Raw genomic sequence first — 17,274 nt, 5'->3', positions numbered from 1 at the left:
CCCGTGCGCATCCGGCCCACCGTCGCAGAGATCAACTTGAATCATCTGCGCAACAATTTTCGTAAACTGAAGGGACTGCTTCCCGGCGGCGTGCCTTGGTATCCGATGATCAAAGCGGATGCTTACGGTCACGGCGCGGTCGAGTGCGCGCGCGTGCTGCGTGAAGAAGGCGCGACGGCCTTGGGCGTCAGCCTCGTGGAAGAGGCGATCGAATTGCGCGAGGCCGGCGACGAAGGGCAGGTCCTGGTTTTCGGCATGTTCGAAACCCACGGCGAGAAACTCGTGGCGCATAAACTCACGCCCGTGCTCAGTACGCTCAAGCAGGTCGAAGCCCTGCATCCCCATCTGCAAAACGACTTCCGCGCGCATCTGAAAATCAATACCGGCATGAACCGACTGGGCTTCATGAAGGAAGAATTCGAAGAGCTCAAGAAACTGCTGCGCTTAACGCCGCAGCTGAAGATCGACGCGGTCCTGACCCACTTGCACAGCGGCGAGGACGCGGACACCGGCAACTCCCACACGCAGGCGCAGTTTCTGGAGTTCCAGAAGCGGGCCGAAGAGTTCCAACCCGACAGCGCGCGCTGGCACATCTGGAGCACGAGCGCGCTTTTGAAGCGCACGGGCATGAAAAACCGGATGGGCGCGGCCTGGCCCGCGGCTTGGGAAAAGATGGGCGCGCGTCCCGGGCTTTGCCTCTACGGGGCGACCCCTTTCGAAACGGATTTTGAGCTCGATCCCGTGATGACTGTCAAATCGCAGATCGCGAAGATCAACCACCTGAAACCCGGCGAGACCGCGGGTTACGGCGCGGCCTTCACGGCGCGCGGGGAGTGCGTTCTGGGCGTCGTGCCCGTCGGCTACGCCGACGGCTATCACCGCGCGCTTTCGAACGCGGGCATCGTGCTCGTGAACGGCGAGCGTTGCCACGTCGTCGGTCGCGTCAGCATGGATTTTCTTCTCGTGGAATTGACCCATCTTTACGTTAACGCCCCCGCGCCGGTCGAGATCGGCGCCGAGGTCGTCCTGTTCGGCGAGTCGAGCTTCGGCCCGCGTCTGGACGTCCGCGAAGTCGGCGATCTCGCGAACATCATCCCGTGGGAGATGTTGACCAGCGTGTCCCGGCGCGTGCCCCGGGAGTACCTCGGATGAGTCAAACCACTCAAACCTACGTGCCGAAAGGGAAGCCCTCGCTGCGCGACCGGATCAACACCTGGCCCGATCGCGCGCAGGCGTCGCTCGTGAGTTTCGTTTCCGAAACCGGCGGCATCATGAAGTTCATGCTGAGCTCGCTGCGGCTTAGCCTGCAGCCGCCGTTCCGGTATCTGGAAATCGTGCGCCATATGGAGTTCGTCGGGAACCAATCGCTGATCATCATCTCGTTGACCGGGGTGTTCACGGGTTTGGCGCTGTCGATGCAGATCTATCTCGGCTTCAAAATGTTCAACGCGACCAACATGGTCGGCCCCGTGGTCGCGCTCGGGATCGCGCGTGAGCTCGGCCCCGTCTTGACGGGTTTGATCGTCGCCGCGCGGGCGGGCGGCGCCATGGCCGCGCGTTTGGGAACGATGCGGGTCAATGAACAGATCGACGCGCTCGACGTGATGGGCGTGAATGCGAAACAGTATTTGATCGCCCCCCGGATCATCGCGGCGGTGATCTGCATGCCGCTTCTGACGGCGGTTTTTGACTTTGTCGCCATGCTCGGCAGCTGGATCCTTTGCGTGCATTTGGTCGGTCTTGACGAGGCCGTCTTCTGGGACAAAATTCGCGGGATGCTCGAGGTCCGTCACATCAACGAGGGCCTTTTCAAAGCCGCGCTGTTCGGACTCGTGTTTTCGACGATCTGCACCTATCGCGGTTATCATACCAAAGGCGGCGCGAAGGGCGTGGGCGATGCCACGAACCAAGGCGTCGTGCAGAGCATGGTCATGATCATCATCCTGGATTACTTCGCGACCAACATCATCCGGATCTTCTACGCGCTCACGGGGGTCGGTAAATTATGACGACGACGACCGACCCGCAGACGAACCCAAAACCCGAGACGGCGATCCGTCTGGTCGACGTCCGCAAGACCTTCGACGGGAAAGAGTTCGTCGTGAACGGGATGAACCTCGAGATCCCGAAGGGCTCGCTGACCGCGGTCATCGGCTTTTCGGGGACGGGGAAGTCCGTCATTCTGAAACATATTCTTGGATTGTTCCGTCCGACGTCGGGGTCCATCGAAGTTTTGGGTCGCGATCTGAATTCGATGAGCGACGATCAGCTGATCGAGTTTCGCCGCAACTTCGGCGTGCTTTTTCAAGGCTCGGCGCTTTTCGACGATATGACGGTCATCGAAAACGTCTGTTTCCCTTTGGTCGAGCACCGACGCGATCTTTCCATCGAAAAAGTGTTACAGATCGCGAGCGAAAAGTTGCGTCAGGTGGGCCTCGACCCGAAGCATTTTGAGAAATTGCCCTCGCAAATTTCGGGCGGAATGCAGAAAAGAACGGGGCTGGCGCGGGCCATAGCCCTAGATCCAGAAATTTTATTTTATGATGAGCCAACTACTGGATTGGACCCAATTTTAACCGAAATGGTAGATAATCTAATTCTCGACACCCATCGTGCGCATCCCGGAAGGACGTCCGTGATGGTGTCCCATGACTTGGCCGCGGCTTTCCGTATCGCCGACTACGTCGCGATGTTGAACGCGGGCCAGGTGTTGCTCTTCGGAAAACCGGAAGTGTTTTTCGAAACCGACATCGAGCTTGTGCGCAAGTTCGTGTCGAAAGGAATGCGTAAGGAATGAATCTGCTGCGAGCGGGTGAATTCAAAGTCGGAATCTTGGTGCTCGGCGTGTCCGCGTTGATCGCCTATATGTCCATGCAAGTGAGTGAAGACCCCACTTTCTTCGGCCGTAACAACGAAGCCTGGTTTCTGATTCCCGACGCCGGCGGGCTCGTGAAGGGGTCGGCGATCAAGACCGCGGGCATCCCCATCGGCACGATCAAGGACATCCGTCTGCAGGACGGGATGGCGCGGGTGGATCTGGGCTTGAAGCCCGACGTGCAACTGTACCAAAGCGCTTCGGTGGAAATCCGCACGCAAGGGATCCTGGGCGACAAGTACATCAACGTTCTGTCCGGTTCGCCGACCGATCCGCCGTTGCCGAAGGGCGCGCAGATTTTGAACATCAAAGACCGTGGCTCGTTGGAAGGGGTGGTCACGCAGATCACCGACATCGGGGCTTCGCTGAAGGACACCGCGCGCATCCTGCAAGAGTCCATCGCGGCGGACGGCAGCCGTCAGCACGTGCTTGGCCGCATCGTCTTGAACATCGAAAAGCTGACCGCCGACGTGGCGGATATGACGACCGCGAACCGCGAAAAGGTGAACGACATCGTCGACAACGTCCGCAACGTGACCCAGACGCTGGACGAACTTTTGAACGACGAATCGGCCGAGGGCTTCAAGGCGAAGTTCAAGGATTCGATGGCGCGTTTGGACAACTCGCTCAAAAACATCGACGAGATCACCGGCAAGATCAATCGCGGGGAAGGCACCATCGGGAAACTCGTCAACGACGACGAGACCGCCGAAGAGCTCAACACCGCGATCCAGGGCGTGAACAACATGCTCGATACCGCCGGTAAACTTCAGACGGGCATCGAATTTCAGTCCTACTACCTGGGCGAGGCCGCCGCGGCCCGCACGAGCGTGAACGTGAAGGTCCAACCCGGGTTGGATCGGTACTACCTGATTGGCGTCGTCGACGACCCGTTCGGCGTGGTCGAGGGGATCGACACCACCACGACGACCAACGGAACCACGACCGAAGTTTCCGAGCGCAAGACCCGCCGGAACGAGTTCAAATTCAACGCGCAATTTGCTAAGAATTTCTACAATTTTACGGTGCGCGGCGGGATCATCGAGAACGCGGGCGGCGTGGGCTTCGACTATATGCTCTTCCGCAATCGCGCGAAGCTCAGTCTCGAGGCCTTCCAGTTCAGCCAGCTGAACATTCGCGCCCAGCTGCAGTACAATCTGTATAAAGGCATCTACCTCGTTGGCGGCGGCAATGATATGCTCGGCAACGCGGGCAAACGTTCGGGATACTTGGGGGCGGGACTGTTCCTGACCAACGACGACCTGAAGTTGCTCGCCGGAAGCCTACTTTGAGCTGAATCTGCGAGTTGAGGACCACCATGTTCAAAAACGCCCTCGTCAGTGTCTCGGATAAAACGGGCCTGGTCGAATTCCTGAAGCCTTTGGCCGAACAAGGTCTGCGCATCGTTTCGACGGGCGGGACCGCCCAGCACCTGAAACAAGCGGGACTGAAGGTCGTCGACGTCTCCGAACAAACGGGTTTCCCCGAGGTCATGAACGGTCGCGTGAAGACGCTCCATCCGAAAGTCCACATGGGGCTCTTGGCCCGCGACATTCCGGAAGACCTGGCGGTGCTGAAGCAAAACGGCATCGACGCCTTCGACCTCGTGATCGTGAATCTGTATCCGTTCGAAAAGACCCTCATCGAAAAATGGAAGGGCGCGAATTTGTCCGACGCCGACATGATCGAAAAGATCGACGTCGGCGGCCCTTCGATGATCCGCGCCGCCGCGAAGAGCTTTCAGCGCATCTCGGTCGTCAGTGATCCCCGCGATTACCAGTGGCTTGCGGCGAAAGAAAAAGTGACTGACGAAGATCGTCGTATCCTTGCGGCCAAGGCTTTCGCCCACTGCGCGCGCTACGACTCGTTGATTTCCCATTATATGGGGGCGTTCTGGGGTGACGAAACCTCGTTCGGCGGAACGAAGGTTCAGGATCTACGTTACGGTGAAAATCCGCAACAGCGCGCGACTTGGTATCAGTTCTCGGGCGATATCGAAGGCCTGCACACCGCCGAAATCCTGCAAGGCAAGACCCTTTCGTATAACAACATCCTCGATCTGGACGCCGCGAGCTTCCTGCTCCAGAACTTGGACGAGAAATCCGCCGTCGTCGTGAAACACAACAATCCCTGCGGCGCGGGGACCGGCGACACTTTGACCGAGGGGTTGAAGCGCGCGCTCGACGCCGATCCCGTCAGCGCCTTTGGCGGCATCGTCGCTTTGGGCGGTCAGGTGACCGCGCTCGAAGCGGATCTGCTGAAAAACCTGTTCCTGGAGTGCATCGTCGCGCCGTCGTTCGCGCCCGAAGCGCTCGAGATCTTCAAAACCAAAAAGAACCTGCGTCTGCTGTCGTGGCCCCAGATCTTCAAGGCGAAACGTTTCTTCGAGCTGAAGTCGGTGGCGGGCGGTTTTCTGGTGCAGAGCGCGGACAACTTGCAGATGGGCACCGACGGTTGGCAGTTCCTGGGCGAGCAGCCCTCGCCCGAGATTTTGCGGGATCTGATCTTCGCCGAAAAGGTCTGCGCGTCTTTGAAGTCGAACGCGATCGCGATCGTCTCGCAAGGGCAGACGCTGGGCCTCGGCATGGGACAAGTGAACCGGGTGGACGCCGTCGCGCAAGCGATCGAGCGCATGCGGACGCATCACGCGGGCAAAGGAACGCCGGTGCTGGCGAGCGACGCGTTCTTCCCGTTTCCGGACTCGATTGAAAAACTGGCCCAGGCGGGAATCCGCTGGGTGATTCAACCCGGGGGCTCCGTGAAAGACCAGGACGTCTTTCAAGCGGCCCGCGACTTAAAAGTGAATTTGGTGATCACGGGACGGCGGCATTTCCGTCACTGACGGGGATGACGTACGCGCTGATCGGACAGGGATGTTATGTCAGAAGCGAAGTGGATCGTAAAAAGTTCGGGCCGGATCATCGGCCCCATGACGATCGAAAATATCGTGGAGGCGATGCGCGCGAAGACCTTTTCGGTCCTCGATGAGGTTCGTGAGCCGCAAACGCGGTGGACCTTCCTGCGCGAACATCCCCTTTTGATGCCGGTGGTCCGCCAGATCCGCGACGAACAGTCCAGCGGGATGGAAAACACCCAGTCGACCTTCGTCACCAGCGGCCGTACCGTGACCTCTTCCGTCACCGAACGCATCATGGAAGAGGCCGAACTGACGCCGAATCCGACCGCGACCGCCCAGCCCCAGATGAAGTCCATCGCGGCGGTCGAGAAAAACGTCACGCCTTCGGCCAGCGGCGCGAAGTCCTTCGGCGTCCTCAGCGATCAAAAAGTTCAGCAGCAACTGCAAAAGCAAACCAGCCAGTGGCGCAACGTCCTTTATGGCCTGGGGGCGTTGGCCCTCGTCGGTGCCGGCGTCTATTACAAGATGCAAGCGGGCAGCGGAATGTCGAACGTGGTCGCGGCCGAAAAGGTGAAGTTCGCGACCGACCGGGCGAAACGCGGCGATTTCGCGCTCGCGATCCGTACCGTGCAAGAGATCGAGGTCGCCAAGGGTTTATCTCCCGAAGAGAAACTCCTGAAAGCGAAGCTTCTGCTGTCGCAAGAGCCCGGCAATCCCATCGAGCTGAAGAAAACCGTGGATGAGCTCGCGCAAGAAGGCGTCGGCGGCGCCGACGTCTCGGTCGAGATGCTGCAAGGTTTGGTGCAAACCAAACTGGACAACTTCCCCGAAGCCGTTCGTCATTTCGAGGCGGTCGTCGCGAAAAACCCCCACGACGAGAAGGGCCTTTTGAACTTGGCCGCGGCGGCATGGAAGGGACGGATGCTGGCGAAAGCGTCCAAACTGATGTCGGATCATGACTCGGAAAAGTCGAAACCCAACGATGTTTCCAACCGCGAGCGCAGCTCGGGACTGATTCAGCAAAATATCGCTTACTTCCAACTGCTGCGCGGCCTGGTCGCATTGGGTTTCGGCGCGGAAAAGGGCGGCGAGCTTGTCCAGCAAAGCGCGTACACCGAGCTGGAAAACTTCACGCGCGGGATGCAACCCCTGTCGCGCTCGCTTCGCAGCAATAAGACGCTCGACGAATACGCGCGGGATGCCGGAAGCGGCGACACCGGGATTTCGCGGGGCGCGGACAGCTCGTGTTTGAAGTCCTTGAATGGCGAAGCGAACGTCGACTGCGGTCGCGAGCTGCGTTTTGAACGCATGCTCGTGCGTTCCCTGCTGGCGCGCCGTTTGGGAAAAACCGACGAGTACATGAATCACTTGAAAGAGCTCGTGCAAACCAGCCCCTTCGAGTCGGCACGCTACATGAAAAACCCGCTGCTCTTCTGGGGCGCCTTCGAGTGGCGCACGGCGATTCGTCCTTTGTGCAATCAGCTGGGGAACCGCTCGGATTCGCTGGTGCAGGCGGCTTACGCGCTTTGCATCGCGCCGACCGACGGCGTGGGCGCGTTGACCGAAATCAACGCGGCCATGGCGAAATCTCCGGGCGTGAACCTCGTGACCGGCGCGCGTTTCATGATCTACCTCGAAAACAAACGTCTGAACGAAGTCGGCGACGCCGCTTTGAAATACACCTTCCAGGACGAACTTTCGATCCTGTGGGTGAAGGCGATGGTGCAAGAGCAGCGGAACGATTGGCCCGGCGCCGAGCGGACGTGGCAGGACTACATCGCGATCGACCGCGGCGAGCCCCGCGCCTATTACGGGCTCGCGTTGGCGGCGAACGGCCTTTCGAAACTCGCGCTGCAAGAGAAGGCGGTCAATCAAGGCTACCGTTTCGCTTCGAACTACGCGCCGCTGATGGAATTCCGGGAGATGGATGAGAAGTACTAAACTCATCGTCGGCATTTTGAGTTTCGCGTGCCTCGCTTGGGCCTCGGACCCCGCGGCGGCGCCTCACGCCGAAACGCCCGCGACCACTGCGGCACCGGCGGGACCGGCGGCGAAAGTCGTCGTCGTCAAAGAGGTCCCTTCGGATTTTCAACTGCCGCCCTCGCTATGGGATCAGCTTTTAAGCCATAGCCAAATCAAAGAAGTGAAGGCCAGTGTCGAAGGGCAAGAAGACGAAGTGCAAGGCTCTTCGGTTTTGTTCCATGAGCTGACCGTGCGCCTTTCCGAAAAAAATCCCGGCGTTTTGAAACAACCCGTCATCGAATACCAATTCCCCAAAGGCGGGGGCCAGATCGACTTGAGCGAAGTGACGACCGGAAATCCCGGCACCTTCTTCGTGAAGTTCGAAACGGGAGGGACGGACAATCCCACTTTCGAAGGATTTCATTTGTCCAAGGCGCGTAAACGCAAAGTCGATGATCGCATCTTCGGCGGGGGCTGCAAAAGCTTCACCAAAATCACGAAGCTGGTGAAGTCGGGTGGACAGGGCACGGGCCTGCCTTTTAATACGACCCGTGACCTGCACGTCAGCGCGCTCGGCGGTCACTTTCTGTTCAGCTGGAGCGACGGAGATGCGACCACGGTGACCCAAGTGAAGTTCTTCGATTCGACCAAACCCCAGTACTCTTGCCAGTCCGCGAGCGGGGCCACCGAATGAGTTTTTTCGCCAACATCCGCGAGCTCGTGCGCGCCTACCGTAGCTACGATCCGGCGGCGAAGTCGGACTTCGAGATTTTGCTTCTGTATCCCGGGCCGAAAGCCATCTTCTTTCACCGGATCGCCAATTTTTTCTACCGCCATCATTGGTACTTTCCCGCGCGTTTTTTCGGTGAGCTCAGCCGCTGGTTGACGGGCATCGAAATCCATCCGGGCGCGAAGCTCGGTCGCCGCGTCGTGATCGACCACGGTATGGGACTCGTCATCGGCGAAACCGCCGAGGTCGGCGACGACTGCATCCTTTTTCACGGAGTCACTTTGGGGGGGCTCAAGTTCGATCCCGTGAAACGCCACCCGACGGTCGGTCACCGCGTCTTGATCGGCGCGGGGGCGAAGGTCTTGGGCCCGGTAGTCCTCGGCGACGATTGCCGCGTGGGCGCGAACGCGGTCGTCACCAAAGACGTCCCGCCCGGCAAAACCGCCGTCGGCAATCCTATGCATATTCTGTAGGGGAGCTCTTCCCTGACGGGATATGAGTTCCGACTTCTCGATCCCCGGTTCCTCCGGGGTCAGTGATTCTGAAGTGGCCGCGCGAACACATGCCGGTTGTGGGGACCACAAAGCACGCGCAGATTTTCCGGCGCGCGGGTCCCACCGTCACTGACGGGGTGAGTGTGATCGATCTGTATATAGCGACGTGACCCACAGATTTTCCCGGTTCGGGGATCGCGGAAGCAGCATCCCGCAGCTTGGAGAAGTGTTTTGCGAGTTCGAGGCAGGATTTGCCGCGGGTTCCGTTTTGAGTTTCGTGAGAGTCTCACCCCGAATCTTCGTGCGACGAGCGATCTCCTTTTTCGCGAGGTAAGCCGCGAGCTCCGAAGCCTTGCCTCCGGATGTGATATGCGATGTGAGTTCCGCGACCCGCAACCAGTCCGCATACTGCTCGCGGGACAGCGTCATCGTGATCGTCACCGAGCCGTCGCCGTGATGCTGGGGGCGGTCAGAAAAGGGAATGTCCACCTTGAGCTCTTGGCTTAGGATCCGTTGAGTTTCGGAGAAATTTTTGCTTTCCAACTTTTCGAGAAGCTCAAGTTTCGCTTCGCCCTCCATCTTCGCCGCGAACCGCTTTTCGGCTGCTTTGATGGTCTGTGCGGCGAGCGCGATCTGGGACAGATTGATCCGTCCCTCTTCGATCTTCAAAGCGACTTCAGGGATTTCCCCCAGAAGCCGCGCGGCCGAGATCCGTCGCTGGGCCGATCCCGCCGAATAGCCGTGGGCTTGGGTGAGGTACTCAAAAAGATTCGGGTAGGCTTGGTCGAGATAGAGCTTGCGACGGTCGATCTCGAGAATGCATTCAAGCACTAAGTGCGTGATCTTGCGTTCGGTGCGCACGAGTTTTACGAAACGAGCCAGAAGATTGACGTCGGTGAGATTCGCGAGATTCATAAACAGATCCTTTCTGCGACAAGACAGGATCTGTGTATCACGGGTTTTTAAAACACGATTTCGAGGCTTTTTGCGAAACGTCTCTGTGACCGAACAAGGTGAAAAGTCCCCCGTGAAGCTCCCATCACGGCTCCGTGTGCGCTCGATTTTGCGAAGGTGTGTCCGGCCTTGTATCCGGAAATCTCTCATCCCATGCGCTCTCGAAAGAGGCGCGAAACCCCGTCAAGGAAAACGATTTCGTCATGTCGCAGCTTTGAAACCTCTCCTTCTCGGGGTGAGGTTTCCCCTCACTTCCGATCCGGAAGAGGGACCTCGGTCCGGCAGAAATTTGAATGAAGCAAAATCACTTCTTGCCGGACGCTTGGTCCATCATCCAGAAGGCCATGGCGAAGGTCTTCATCTGTTTGATCATGGAGTTCAGACCGTTCGCCCGCGAGGGGCTGAGGTTGGATTCAAAACCGAGCTCTTTCAAAAACTCCGGCGGATTTTTAAGAATCACTTCCGGCGCAAGTCCCGAATAAAGACCCAGCAGCAAAGCGACCAGGCCCTTCACCAGAAAAGCGTCGCTATCGCCCTGGAATTCGACGCCGCCATCGGCTGCGCGTCGGGCGTGAAGCCACACCTGGCTCTGGCAGCCCTTCACCTTGGCCTCTTCGGTTTTCATATTTTCGGGAAGATCGGGCCACGCCTTTCCTAAGGCGATGATCTTTTTGTAGCGGCTCTCCCAGTCCGGGAGAGCCTTGAAGTCTTCGATCAGCTTCAATTTGCGGGTTTCGAAATCCGTGATCATGATTTGAACGTTACAGCGTCGCGTGAACGCGGTGAGTGTCGTCGTGGTCGTCGATTTCCGACAACAGATCCGCGACCTCTTCCATTTGTTCGGGGGTCAGTGTCGTTTTGTTCTTCGCTTTGAACGAGAGCTCGGCGGTTTCCACTTTCCATCCGCGCGCGGTCAATGCCTGCTTGATCGCGTCCATGTTTTCCATGTCGCCGTAGAAGGAATAACCTTCGTCGGTTTTTTCGACCTCGTTCGCGCCGGCCTCGATGGCCTCCTCTTCGGGATCGAAGCTGCCTTCTTTGGTGCCTTCGATCAAAGAGACGCGTTCGAACATCCACGCGACCGAGTTCATCTCACCCAGTGCGCCGCCGCCTTTTTTGAAGAGCGAGCGCATATCGGGCGCGGTGCGGTTGCGGTTGTCGGTTTGGGTTTCCACCAAGATGCCGACGCCGTGGGGGCCGTAGCCTTCGTAGACGATCTCTTCGATGACTTGGCCCTCAAGTTGTCCCGAGCCTTTTTTGATCGCGCGTTCAATGGTGTCGTTGGGGCAAGAGGCTTTGCGGGCGGCGTCGATGGCCATCCGCAGGCGGGCGTTCATGGATGGGTCAGGACCGCCGGCTTTTGCGGAGACTTGGATCTCCCGCGCAAGTTTGGTGAAGATGGCTCCCTTTTTAGCCGCATTCGCGGTTTTACCGGCGTTTTTCCAGGACTTACCCATAGACTCTCCTGCTGATTTTGAGGGAGTCAGTTTAGACCCGTGTGCGCACCTCTGGCAACGCCCGGCTCCCGGAGTTTGCCACAGAGGGCAAAGGGGGTTAAGTTTCACCCCGTATGCTTCATCTTGCGGCAGCCCGCGACAAACTCGCCTTCGTGCGAGGCTTAAAACAAATCCCGGAAGGGGGCGCCGTTCCAGAGCTTCCCGCGCGGGACGTCCGCATCGTTAACGCCAAAGAGATGCCGGAGCGGGCGGGCCTTTCGACGAATGCCGGGCAGCGCCGGATGCTGCATGATCTCGCCAATATCGAACTTCAGGCCATGGAGCTCTGCTACCGCAGCCTCATCGAATATCCCGACGCGGACAAAGCCTTTCGCGATGAGCTGATGGGGCTTCTGGAAAGCGAAAGCCAACATTTCGAGATGTGTCTTAATTCCCTCCAAGAGCTGGGCGGCGAATGGGGCGAGTATCCGGTGCACATCGGACTGTGGGCGGCGGTGCGCGCGGAGGATTCGATTTTGGATCGGATCTTGATCGTGCACCGGTATCTGGAGGGGAACGGGCTGGATGCGGGTGAAACCTTGATCCGACGGATGTCGGCGGTGCCGCGCTCCTCCGCGCACGCGACGCTCGAGCGCATCGCGCGCGAAGAGCTCGATCACGTCGCTTTCGGTAGCCGCTGGTACCAGCGCTTCTGCGTGGAGCGGAAGCTGGATCCGACTCACGATTTTAAAACGCGTTTCGCGAAGCTTCTGCCGCAGATGCCTCGCCGGATCGAACATATCCAGCGCGATCTGCGCCGTCAGGCGGGATTCTCGGAAGACGAGATCGATTTTTTGGTGGAGCAGCGGGACTCTTGGGTTCGTTTCAAGCCCGAGAAGTAGGCGCTGGTTAAAACTCTTCGCCGTCGTCCAGAAAACGCCACTGGCCTTCGGGAAGTTTTCCCAAACGGAGTTGGCCGATCCGCACGCGTTTGAGCGCGCGCACCTGAAGTCCGACGAGTTCGCACATGCGGCGCACCTGACGTTTCTTCCCTTCGGTCAGCACGATCTTCAGCTGATCTTCGTTGATCCACTCCGCGCGGGCGCGTTTCAGGCGCTGACCGTCAAGCTCCAGCGAGCCGTTCGTCAGCATGCGAATTTGATCGGGGTGTTTTTCCCCACTCACGCGCACGAGGTATTCCTTCTCGGTGCCGGAGTCTTTTTCGATGAGCTGTTTGGCGATGCGTCCGTCTTGAGTGAAAATCAAAAGGCCCTGCGAGTCGATGTCGAGTCGGCCCGCGACCGCGAGGTTTTTAAGGCCGCGGGGGTTCGGGACGCGGGGGACGCCTTCTCCGCCGTAGTTCTGCACTTCCAGAAGTTCGATGGCGGGACGGTAGTGGCCCTCGGGTTGCGCCGAGACCCAGCCCACGGGTTTATTCAGGATCACCGTGATCAGGCGCTGTTGTTCGCGACGGGCGTGTTCCGAGATCTCGATGCGGGCGTCGGGATCGATGCGCGTGCCCAGTTCCTTGATCTGTTCTCCGTTGACGAAGACCCAACCTTTTTCGATCCAGGCATCGGCTTCGCGGCGCGAGCAAAGGCCGCGTTCCGACATGATTTTCGAGAGGCGCACTTTATCCATACCCTTCCTTGACACCGTGAATGGGTCGGGATGTCAATAGAGAGGCTTCAACGACTTCAGACGAAAGGATTCGATCGATGAAAGCTATGAAAATGACACAAAAGTCCCCCGTCTTGACCGGCCTTTTCACCTCGACCGCGCGGGGCTTGGCGGCCCTCCTTCTGATCGCGCTGCCGCTGGGGGCGTGGGCTCAGCCGGCCCTGAATTATGGTGCCGAGGTCTTCGACCTCGACAAAAAGGCGAAGCTGGCGGACTTCAAAGTGGAAGGCACCGATACGGACGGGCAAAATCAATACGTCGCGCGCTTCACCGAGGCGGGCACGGGCAAAGTTCTGGTGGAAGAGCGCGCGACGCTGAAATCCGAGAACGGCCAAGTCGTGAAAGTCGAGATCGACCAAAACCAAACGGGCGGTAAAGGCGTCATCACCTTCGACGGTAAAAAGGCGACCTTCTCGAAAACCGAAGATGGCAAAACCAAGACCTCGGATGAAAACGTGAAGGGCGATTTCGTCGTCTCGGGGAATTTTCAGCGTTACGTTCATTCGAAGTGGGCGGATTTGCAGGCCGGTAAAACCGTCTCCTTCCGTTACGGCGTCTGGGAACGGATGGAAACCGTCGGTTTTCAGGTCAGCAAAATGAAAGACGAGGACAAGGACGGGGCGAAGACGACGCTCTTGAAAATGAAACCGTCGAGTTTCATCATCGCGGCGCTCGTGAATCCGATCGAATTCCGTTTCAACGAGGACGGTTCGCGCCTGCTTGAAATGAAAGGTCGCATCCAAGTGAAAGCGAAGGACGGGTCGAAGTTCAAAGATCAAGACGGCGTCGTCGTCTATAAGTACTAAAGGGCAAGAGGTCTAAAGACCGTCGCCGAAACGCGCGAGGGAAACTCCGCTCCACTGCGCGTTCCACAGCAGAAATTCGGCGCGCCCTTTCAGTTGGGCGCGTTTCACGAAACCCCAATCGCGGCTATCCGAAGAGTTGTCGCGATGATCGCCCATCATGAAGTACTCCCCCTCGGGAACGATCCAATCTCCATCCAGACGGGGATCCCAACTGGGAAGCGGGGAGCGGACTTCGGGCAGCTCTTGGCCGTTGATGCGAACTTGTCCGCGGCGCACCTGAATGACGTCTCCGGGAAGTCCCACAAGGCGTTTCACGTAGGTCTGTGAGGGATCTTGCGGGAAGGCGAAGACCACGACATCGCCGCGAGTGGGCGCGTTCATTGCGAGCAGCGGCGTGTCCAGCAGGGGGAGTTTCAGATCGTAAGCGAGTTTATTCACGAAAAGATGGTCGCCGATTTGGATGGTGGGTTCCATGGACCCCGAGGGCACGCGGTAATGGTCGGCGAAACTCATCCGCGTGACGAACAGAAGCACCAGTCCAAGTAGAAAGCCCTTGTTCTCGAGAATCCACGTTTTCATCGATGTCCTCGCTTTATATTGAAACATAAGTATTGTCGTTCCCTCTAGACATTTTGTAAAGTATAGAAGACATTCAGTCAAGAGAAACGGACATCGAGGGGATATGACGAATCGATTGAAAGGCTACCGCGTGATGAATGGGGATCTGACCCAGCAGGATCTTGCGGACAAGGTCGGGTGCTCCCGGCAGACGATTCATTCGATCGAAGCGGGGAAGTTCGTGCCGAGCGTGGAGCTTGCGCTGAAGCTCGCCCGCGCGCTCGGCGTGCGTGTCGATGACCTCTTTCAACTTGAAGACGTGCCGCTGAGTTTTCCGCGCAAAGGACAGGGCCATGCTTGAATCCGTACTGCAGTCTCCGCTCGCGTCGGTCGTTCTGTTGATCGTTCTTCTGTATTTCGCTTTCGGTTTTTTCGATTCGAAGCGCGTGCAGGATGAGCGCGAAGAGATGATCCAGCTGCGGGCACAGACGCTCGTGCACAAATTGACGTTGGCCGCGCTCACGCTGGCGGCGTTTGGTGTCTTTTATTTTCCGGCGGTGCCGGCGGTCTATCCTCTTTTGATGACCGTGGTCGCGCACATGCTGGGAGAAATCGGGGCAAAACTCTACTACCGGCGTCGTTACTAGCCTCGACCAAAGTGGACTTTCGCGGTCGAGTTGGGGAATCAATTTCATGCTCGGGTCGGGGACCGCTAGACTGGATCCACTATGAAAAAACAGCTGCTCTTCGCTCTGGTTTGCCTTTTGGTTTCGGGTTGCGCGTCGACTCAACTCGACTCGCAACAACGGTCGGGTCGCCGGGTGCGCAAGGCGCCGCAACTGCTGGTCCAGCCTGCCGCCACCGTCGAAAGCGACAATCTGGCGTTCAACGCCGAAGCGCTCAGTCACGCCGCGGCCGAAAACGTCGCCGAAGAATCGACGCCCATCGAAAACATCGGCGGCCACGAAGGCGGCGAATCCAAAGAGCAGGTCCGCTCCTCCATCATGAGCATCAAGCCTGAAAACAACGAGCTCGTGCAGAAGTGGATTCAATACTTCGCCGTTCGCGACAAAGAGCGCTTCCAGCGGTTCATGGATCGCGGCGAGAAGTACCGCGAACTCATCGAGTCGACCCTGGAAGACAACGAACTTCCCGCCGAGCTGTACTACCTGGCGATGATCGAAAGCGGTTTCAATACCCACGCGAACTCGACCGCGAAGGCCAAAGGCGTGTGGCAGTTCATGCCCGCGACCGGCAAACGTTACGGGCTGGAGGTCGGCGTGCAAGTCGACGAGCGCCGCGATCCGATTCGCGCAACCGAGGCGGCCGCGCGCTATCTGAAGGATCTGCACAACGTCTTCGGCTCGTGGCACTTGGCGATGGCCGCGTACAACGCCGGTGAAACCCGCATCATGAACGCCGTCTTCCGCGGGAAAAGCCGCGATTTCTGGGAGCTCGGTAAAAAGCGCGTGCTGCCCACCGAGACCGCCAACTACGTTCCCAAAATGCTCGCCGCGATGATCATCGCCCGCGACTACAAACGTTACGGCTTCCGCACGCCCCAGGGCGAAACCATGCCGGACCTCGATGCGGCGGAAGTCTCCTCGCCGGTGCGTCTGGCTTCGATCGCGCAAGAGACGGGGCTTAGCCTGGATCTTCTGCAAGCGGCGAATCCGCACTTGCTGAAGGGTCACACGCCGATCAATCACCGCTCCTACGAAGTGTGGGTCCCCACGAATCAAGTCGCGCTGGTGCAGTCGCGTCGCGCGAATATCGCGCGCCACGTTTTCCGCGCGAACGTGCGCGTGGCGATGGCGGCGACCGAAGATGCGTCACCTTCGATTCACGTCGTGAAACGCGGCGAGAACTTGAGCCTCATCGCCCGCAAGTACAATATGTCGGTCGCGCAGTTGATCAAGTCCAATGGCCTTCCGCGCTCAGGCAAGATCCATAAAGGTCAGCGCCTGCGCGTGACCGGCGATGCGGTCGCTCGCGGCCCCGTGCGCGAAGAGGGCTCGGATGTCGGCCGCGCCCGCGAGATCCTCGCGCGCTCCAAAAACATCCCCGGCACCGTCGCGAACCGCAAACTCGCGTCTCCCGCCGGCCGCTCGGTCACCCACCGCGTAAAACGCGGCGAAAACCTCAACCTCATCTCCCGCAAATACGGCGTCTCCATCGCCGACATCAAAACCAAAAACCGCCTCCGCCGCGACGTCCTCCACGTCGGCCAACTCCTCCGCGTCCAGTAGGAAGTAGCATCTACCTTCCGGAAGGTACCTGCTACTTTCCGAGAGGTAGATGGTACCCTCCGAAAGGTACCATCTACCGCACGCGGTACGTGGTACCTTACGGTGTCCGGAGTTCGGAGTAGAGGTCCGGGCGTTCGTAGAGGCGGAGCCAGGTGAGTTGGGTTTGGGGCGCGCGGGTTTTTAATTCATCGAAAAGGAACTGGCTTAGGTTTTCTGTCGTCGGGACGACCTTTGCGCTTTGGAAGCGTGGGAGGTGGTGATTGAGATGGCGATGATCGACCAGCTCGTGGATTTGCCAGAGGGCTTCTTGAAGCGCGTGGATGCTGGCGCGATCTCCCGCGTCCCGCAGTTCGACCTCTGCAACTAACCGGTAGTCGTGACCGTGGCCATCGGGATTGTAGCAAGGACCGAAGGTCAGCGCGTTCTCTTCATCGCTGAAGCGGGCTTGCTCGTAGCGGTGGGCGGCGGTGAAACGAATCTCTTCGCGATGGAAAAAACGCGGCATGGCCCCAGCCTAGGAGATGAGCTCCGCTTCGTCCAGCCCGACGTTCGGCCCTGATGCCCCAACGAAAAAAAGCCGACATGGAACCCATGACGGCTTTTTACGTGCGTTCATTTTTGATCGGTCTCGCGTTCGGCCTCGTTCTCGGAGGCGTCATCTAGCGAGGGAGGG

At 58.7% G+C, this 17,274-nt stretch carries 19 protein-coding genes; 13 read left to right on the top strand and 6 right to left on the bottom strand.

The genetic code is table 11. From position 1 onward, the window contains the following. The first annotated feature begins 3 nt into the window (after positions 1-3). From alr to KF767_17315, 8 genes are read left to right on the top strand one after another with little or no spacing between them, the layout of a single operon-like run. Entirely contained in the window at positions 4-1,152 is a 1,149-nt protein-coding gene (alr, locus tag KF767_17350; GenBank protein ID MBX3019658.1) for an alanine racemase, read from the top strand. Continuing rightward, positions 1,149-2,009: an ABC transporter permease gene (locus KF767_17345; GenBank protein ID MBX3019657.1), complete on the top strand. Its 861-nt coding sequence runs from the start codon at positions 1,149-1,151 to the stop codon at positions 2,007-2,009. Before alr ends, KF767_17345 begins: the two co-directional genes overlap by 4 nt. Then, entirely contained in the window at positions 2,006-2,797 is a 792-nt protein-coding gene (locus KF767_17340; protein ID MBX3019656.1) for an ATP-binding cassette domain-containing protein, read from the top strand. Before KF767_17345 ends, KF767_17340 begins: the two co-directional genes overlap by 4 nt. Then, positions 2,794-4,167 carry an MCE family protein gene (locus tag KF767_17335; GenBank protein ID MBX3019655.1) on the top strand — a complete coding sequence of 458 codons (1,374 nt, stop codon included), beginning with the start codon at positions 2,794-2,796 and terminating at the stop codon, positions 4,165-4,167. The genes KF767_17340 and KF767_17335 overlap by 4 nt, the downstream gene beginning before the upstream one ends. A 26-nt stretch (positions 4,168-4,193) precedes the next feature. Continuing rightward, the gene (gene purH, locus KF767_17330) at positions 4,194-5,717 is read left to right on the top strand and encodes a bifunctional phosphoribosylaminoimidazolecarboxamide formyltransferase/IMP cyclohydrolase (GenBank protein ID MBX3019654.1); all 1,524 of its coding nucleotides are present in this window, start codon (positions 4,194-4,196) and stop codon (positions 5,715-5,717) included. 36 nt (positions 5,718-5,753) lie between these two features. Beyond that, entirely contained in the window at positions 5,754-7,673 is a 1,920-nt protein-coding gene (locus tag KF767_17325) for a hypothetical protein (protein ID MBX3019653.1), read from the top strand. Continuing rightward, positions 7,660-8,388 (top strand): hypothetical protein, encoded by a 729-nt coding sequence (locus KF767_17320; protein ID MBX3019652.1) that lies wholly within the window; start codon positions 7,660-7,662, stop codon positions 8,386-8,388. Before KF767_17325 ends, KF767_17320 begins: the two co-directional genes overlap by 14 nt. Then, entirely contained in the window at positions 8,385-8,897 is a 513-nt protein-coding gene (locus tag KF767_17315) for a serine acetyltransferase (GenBank protein MBX3019651.1), read from the top strand. The genes KF767_17320 and KF767_17315 overlap by 4 nt, the downstream gene beginning before the upstream one ends. 147 nt (positions 8,898-9,044) lie before the next feature. Here KF767_17315 and KF767_17310 read toward each other — a convergent pair whose 3' ends face one another. The 3 genes from KF767_17310 to KF767_17300 form a co-directional block, all read right to left on the bottom strand. Next, positions 9,045-9,833 carry a DUF222 domain-containing protein gene (locus KF767_17310; protein ID MBX3019650.1) on the bottom strand — a complete coding sequence of 263 codons (789 nt, stop codon included), beginning with the start codon at positions 9,831-9,833 and terminating at the stop codon, positions 9,045-9,047. A 343-nt stretch (positions 9,834-10,176) separates the two neighbouring features. Then, positions 10,177-10,623 carry a SufE family protein gene (locus KF767_17305; GenBank protein ID MBX3019649.1) on the bottom strand — a complete coding sequence of 149 codons (447 nt, stop codon included), beginning with the start codon at positions 10,621-10,623 and terminating at the stop codon, positions 10,177-10,179. Positions 10,624-10,633: 10 nt separating this feature from the next. Further along, positions 10,634-11,329, bottom strand: coding sequence for a YebC/PmpR family DNA-binding transcriptional regulator (locus tag KF767_17300; protein MBX3019648.1), 696 nt, complete (start codon positions 11,327-11,329; stop codon positions 10,634-10,636). Between the two features lie 113 nt (positions 11,330-11,442). Between KF767_17300 and KF767_17295 the strand changes: the two genes are divergently transcribed. Next, positions 11,443-12,210, top strand: a complete 768-nt coding sequence (locus KF767_17295; GenBank protein ID MBX3019647.1) for a DUF455 family protein — start codon at positions 11,443-11,445, stop codon at positions 12,208-12,210. Positions 12,211-12,217: 7 nt separating this feature from the next. Here KF767_17295 and KF767_17290 read toward each other — a convergent pair whose 3' ends face one another. Next, positions 12,218-12,949: an rRNA pseudouridine synthase gene (locus KF767_17290; GenBank protein ID MBX3019646.1), complete on the bottom strand. Its 732-nt coding sequence runs from the start codon at positions 12,947-12,949 to the stop codon at positions 12,218-12,220. 77 nt (positions 12,950-13,026) lie between these two features. Between KF767_17290 and KF767_17285 the strand changes: the two genes are divergently transcribed. Next, the gene (locus KF767_17285; GenBank protein MBX3019645.1) at positions 13,027-13,794 is read left to right on the top strand and encodes a hypothetical protein; all 768 of its coding nucleotides are present in this window, start codon (positions 13,027-13,029) and stop codon (positions 13,792-13,794) included. Positions 13,795-13,806: 12 nt separating this feature from the next. On the opposite strand, the gene lepB is transcribed toward KF767_17285, so the two are convergent. After that, positions 13,807-14,373, bottom strand: coding sequence for a signal peptidase I (lepB, locus tag KF767_17280; GenBank protein ID MBX3019644.1), 567 nt, complete (start codon positions 14,371-14,373; stop codon positions 13,807-13,809). A 103-nt stretch (positions 14,374-14,476) separates the two neighbouring features. Here lepB and KF767_17275 point away from each other — a divergent pair, with 103 nt between their 5' ends. From KF767_17275 to KF767_17265, 3 genes are all read left to right on the top strand, one after another. After that, positions 14,477-14,713 carry a helix-turn-helix transcriptional regulator gene (locus KF767_17275; GenBank protein ID MBX3019643.1) on the top strand — a complete coding sequence of 79 codons (237 nt, stop codon included), beginning with the start codon at positions 14,477-14,479 and terminating at the stop codon, positions 14,711-14,713. Beyond that, the gene (locus tag KF767_17270; protein MBX3019642.1) at positions 14,706-14,999 is read left to right on the top strand and encodes a hypothetical protein; all 294 of its coding nucleotides are present in this window, start codon (positions 14,706-14,708) and stop codon (positions 14,997-14,999) included. Before KF767_17275 ends, KF767_17270 begins: the two co-directional genes overlap by 8 nt. A gap of 81 nt (positions 15,000-15,080) precedes the next feature. Next, complete coding sequence (locus KF767_17265; protein ID MBX3019641.1) at positions 15,081-16,601, top strand: transglycosylase SLT domain-containing protein; 1,521 nt, start codon at positions 15,081-15,083, stop codon at positions 16,599-16,601. A gap of 97 nt (positions 16,602-16,698) precedes the next feature. On the opposite strand, the gene KF767_17260 is transcribed toward KF767_17265, so the two are convergent. Then, complete coding sequence (locus KF767_17260) at positions 16,699-17,106, bottom strand: 6-carboxytetrahydropterin synthase (protein MBX3019640.1); 408 nt, start codon at positions 17,104-17,106, stop codon at positions 16,699-16,701. Positions 17,107-17,274: the final 168 nt, after the last annotated feature.

This window comes from Pseudobdellovibrionaceae bacterium (assembly GCA_019637875.1).
GTDB lineage: Bacteria > Bdellovibrionota > Bdellovibrionia > Bdellovibrionales > Bdellovibrionaceae > JAHBUW01.
The sequence above is the reverse complement of the archived record's forward strand: the minus strand, read 5'-3'. Positions and strand labels throughout refer to the sequence as shown.

Bases quoted from the DNA above. Each gene is read 5' to 3' on its own strand.
- KF767_17345 (MBX3019657.1), top strand. From the start codon at position 1,149: ATGAGTCAAACCACTCAAACCTACGTGCCGAAAGGGAAGCCCTCGCTG.
- KF767_17340 (MBX3019656.1), top strand. From the start codon at position 2,006: ATGACGACGACGACCGACCCGCAGACGAACCCAAAACCCGAGACGGCG.
- KF767_17335 (MBX3019655.1), top strand. From the start codon at position 2,794: ATGAATCTGCTGCGAGCGGGTGAATTCAAAGTCGGAATCTTGGTGCTC.
- purH (MBX3019654.1), top strand. From the start codon at position 4,194: ATGTTCAAAAACGCCCTCGTCAGTGTCTCGGATAAAACGGGCCTGGTC.
- KF767_17325 (MBX3019653.1), top strand. From the start codon at position 5,754: ATGTCAGAAGCGAAGTGGATCGTAAAAAGTTCGGGCCGGATCATCGGC.
- KF767_17320 (MBX3019652.1), top strand. From the start codon at position 7,660: ATGAGAAGTACTAAACTCATCGTCGGCATTTTGAGTTTCGCGTGCCTC.
- KF767_17315 (MBX3019651.1), top strand. From the start codon at position 8,385: ATGAGTTTTTTCGCCAACATCCGCGAGCTCGTGCGCGCCTACCGTAGC.
- KF767_17310 (MBX3019650.1), bottom strand. From the start codon at position 9,833: ATGAATCTCGCGAATCTCACCGACGTCAATCTTCTGGCTCGTTTCGTA.
- KF767_17305 (MBX3019649.1), bottom strand. From the start codon at position 10,623: ATGATCACGGATTTCGAAACCCGCAAATTGAAGCTGATCGAAGACTTC.
- KF767_17300 (MBX3019648.1), bottom strand. From the start codon at position 11,329: ATGGGTAAGTCCTGGAAAAACGCCGGTAAAACCGCGAATGCGGCTAAA.
- KF767_17295 (MBX3019647.1), top strand. From the start codon at position 11,443: ATGCTTCATCTTGCGGCAGCCCGCGACAAACTCGCCTTCGTGCGAGGC.
- KF767_17290 (MBX3019646.1), bottom strand. From the start codon at position 12,949: ATGGATAAAGTGCGCCTCTCGAAAATCATGTCGGAACGCGGCCTTTGC.
- KF767_17285 (MBX3019645.1), top strand. From the start codon at position 13,027: ATGAAAGCTATGAAAATGACACAAAAGTCCCCCGTCTTGACCGGCCTT.
- lepB (MBX3019644.1), bottom strand. From the start codon at position 14,373: ATGAAAACGTGGATTCTCGAGAACAAGGGCTTTCTACTTGGACTGGTG.
- KF767_17275 (MBX3019643.1), top strand. From the start codon at position 14,477: ATGACGAATCGATTGAAAGGCTACCGCGTGATGAATGGGGATCTGACC.
- KF767_17270 (MBX3019642.1), top strand. From the start codon at position 14,706: ATGCTTGAATCCGTACTGCAGTCTCCGCTCGCGTCGGTCGTTCTGTTG.
- KF767_17265 (MBX3019641.1), top strand. From the start codon at position 15,081: ATGAAAAAACAGCTGCTCTTCGCTCTGGTTTGCCTTTTGGTTTCGGGT.
- KF767_17260 (MBX3019640.1), bottom strand. From the start codon at position 17,106: ATGCCGCGTTTTTTCCATCGCGAAGAGATTCGTTTCACCGCCGCCCAC.